This is a genomic window from Aeromonas sp. HMWF015 (genome assembly GCF_963878965.1).
Lineage (GTDB): Bacteria > Pseudomonadota > Gammaproteobacteria > Enterobacterales > Aeromonadaceae > Aeromonas > Aeromonas veronii.
The window spans coordinates 1-3,133 of sequence record NZ_CAWNZT010000048.1 but is presented as its reverse complement, the minus strand read 5'-3'; the positions used below and the strand labels follow the sequence as shown (position 1 = coordinate 3,133).

At 63.9% G+C, this 3,133-nt stretch carries 2 protein-coding genes; both read right to left on the bottom strand.

All coding sequences use genetic code 11. The features are described from left to right. The coding region (locus tag AACS18_RS02390) for a bifunctional aspartate kinase/homoserine dehydrogenase II (RefSeq protein WP_108612010.1) at positions 1-2,422 on the bottom strand (2,422 nt) is incomplete at its 3' end. Further along, positions 2,422-3,133 (bottom strand): PLP-dependent transferase (locus AACS18_RS02385; protein ID WP_181363236.1); only part of this gene is annotated, 712 nt, incomplete at its 5' end. The genes AACS18_RS02390 and AACS18_RS02385, both read right to left, overlap by 1 nt.

The window sequence follows — 3,133 nt, the reverse complement described above, 5'->3', positions numbered from 1 at the left end:
GGATAGCGGCGGCGGTCACTTCCCGACCCGCCCCCGGCCCCTGAATCACCAGTGGGTTGGTGCGGTAGCTGTCGCTCTCGATGGCGAAGATGTTGTCGCACGGCAACAGGTTGGCAAACGGGTGATGGGGCTCCAGCGCCTCCAGTCCGACCCGCGCCTTGCCGTCATGCTCGAAGCGGGCGACGTAGCGCAGTACCTTGCCGAGACGCTTGGCCCCTTCGAAGGCGGTCTGGATCGGGCCATCCAGCTCTTTCAGTCTGTCCATGAACTGATCGGTGGTCACCTTGCGCAGCGTAACGGGTACCAGATTCTCCAGCTCGATATCGGCGGAGTCGAGCTCGAAGCCCGCTTCCCGCGCCAGAATAAGCAGCTTGCGTCGCACATCCTGACCGGAGAGATCTTCGCGGGGATCCGGCTCGGTCAGGCCGTGCTGCCACGCCTCGTCCACCAGCTCGGAGAAGGGGCGGGTGCCGTCATACTGCTGGAACAGCCAGGAGAGGGTGCCGGAGAAGATGCCGGAGACCCCCTGAATGCGGTCGCCGCTTTGGCGCAGCATCTGGATGCTGGACTGGATTGGCAGCCCGGCGCCCACGGTGGCGTTGTAGCGCCACTGCACCTGATGGTCGCTGCAGGTTTGCTTGATGCGCTGGTAGAACTCGCTGTCGGCGGCGCCAGCAAACTTGTTGGCGGCGATGATGTGAATGCCGAGTTGGGCGAAGTCGGGGTAGTAGCGGCTCACCGTTTCGCTGGCGGTCATGTCCAGCGCAACCAGCGCATCGAAGCCGTGCTGTTCAAGCTGGGAGAGCAACTCCGGCCAGATCAGCGGTTTGGGATTGAAGTTGTCCTGTACCTTGAGGGGGTTGAGTCCCTCTTCATCCAGCAGCCCCCCTTCCGAGCTGAACACCCCGTAGAGGGTGAGCGCCAGATTGAGTTCATGTTCCAGCCGTGCCTTTTCGCGGGCATAGAGACTCAGCCAGTGGCCGCCGATATTGCCCTTGCCGAACACCACCAGTCCGACCCGGGTCGGGCGGCTGAACAGGGCGCTGTGCAGAGCGATCAGCAGCGGCTCCAGCACTACCTGACGCAGCACGGCCACCAGACTCAGGCCATCTCGGGCCACCTGTACGAACTCCAGCGGTTGATCTGCCAGCAGCTGATAGAAGCGATGACACTGCTCCGCGTTGTCGGTGACACCGGCGCCGACCAGCGCCACCAGACTGAACCCCTCTTTCTGGATTAGGCCGGTGAAGCTCCCTTGCAGCTGGAAGTCGCGCAGCAGCTCGAAGGCTCCCTGTGCCACCTCGAGGGTGTAGGCGAGGCGCAGGATCCGGCGATCCGGTTGACGCTGCAGGGTGAGCGGGTTGAGACGGTGACGGGCCAGATGGGCCTCGATGGTGGCCACCGTCTGTTCATAGTTGGTTTGCGGCAGCACCTTCAGCTCGATGAGAGCGATCTGATCCACCGAGGAGACGATGCGGGCACCGCCGGAGCGGGGGGCGCGGCGCAGGATGTGGGTGCAGCCTTCGTCCGGGTTGTAGCTGCAGCGCAGGGTGAGGCGCTGACGACTGTCGGCCACAGGTTGTAGGGTACGGGAGTGCAAGACCGAGGAGCCGAGGCGGGCCAGCTCGTTGGCTTCGGCTAGGCTCAGGCGCTCCAGCAGGCGTGCCTCCTTCACCCGGCGCGGGTCGGCGCTATAGACCCCGGCCACATCGCTCCAGATGGTGGTGGATTCGCCGTCTGCCAGCAGCGCCAACAGGCTGGCGCTGTAGTCGGATCCATTGCGACCGAGCAGCAGGGAGCGCCCCTCCATGTCGGCAGCGATAAAGCCGGTTACCACGATGCGACCGGCATGCTCCGCCAGTCGCGCCTTGAGCAGTTCGCTGGAGAGCGCAGTATCTACCTTGACCAGAGCGCCATCCTCGGCGCGCAGGAAACTGCGGGCATCGAGCCAGATAGCCTTGTCGCCGCGGCTGGTGAGCAGGGCCGCCAGCAGGCGCGCCGACCACACTTCGCCAAAAGCGAGCAGGCCGTTGCGGGCGAAGCGATCAAACTGCCCTTCAAGCGTTTTGGCTATCAGTTGCATGTCGTCGGCCAGCTGCTTGCTCAGATCGAGCTGCAGTTCACCCTCCAGCAGGCCGTCGATCAGGCTCTGCTGATAGGCCTGCAGGGCAGAGATGGCTTCACCAGCGGCTTCGTCCCCCGCTTCGGCCAGCTCCACCAGCTGGATCAGCCGGTTGGTGGTCTTGCCTGCGGCGGAGACCACGATCAGTTCATCCCCGCCCACCTGTTGTTCAACGATACTGGCGACCCGGCGATAACAGACCGGATCCGCCAGACTGCTGCCACCAAATTTGTGGACGTGACGTCGCTTCAATCCTGCTTCTGCTGCCACCGCGATCTCTCCTTGTTGCTGCTGTTCCATTACTTCGCTACCTGTTCTGCCTGCTGCGCCTGTGCAAAAGCCTGAGCCAGATCGGCCACCAGGTCTTCACCGTGTTCAATACCGACCGACAGCCGCAGCAGCTGGGCGCTGATGCCTGCTGCCTGCTGCGCCGCCGGGGTCATGGCCCTGTGAGTCATGCTGGCCGGATGGGCCACCAGACTCTCCACCCCGCCGAGGGACTCGGCCACCGAGAAGAGGGTGAGGGCCGCGAGGAAGGCGCGAATGCCCGCCTCGCTGCAATCGAGTTCAAAACTTAGCATGGCGCCGAAGCCGGACTGTTGACGGCGCGCAATATCATGGCCCGGATGGCTCGGCAGGCTGGGGTGATAGATGCGTTTCACCAGTGGCTGCTGTTGCAAGAAGGCGAGGATGCGATCGGTGTTCTCCTGATGGGTGCGTAATCTGGGGGCCAGAGTGCGCAGACCGCGCAGGGTGAGGTAGGAGTCGAACGCCCCGGAGGTGAGCCCCAGACAGTTGGCCCACCACACCAGCGACTCGGCCAGTGCTGCCTCCTTGGCTATCGCCACTCCGCCCACCACGTCTGAGTGACCGTTGATGTACTTGGTGGTGGAGTGCACCACCACATCGGCACCGAGGGCCAACGGTTGTTGCAGCAGAGGGGAGAGGAAGGTGTTGTCCACCACCACCTGTGCACCCACCTCGTGGGCGGCGCTGGCAATGGCGCTGATA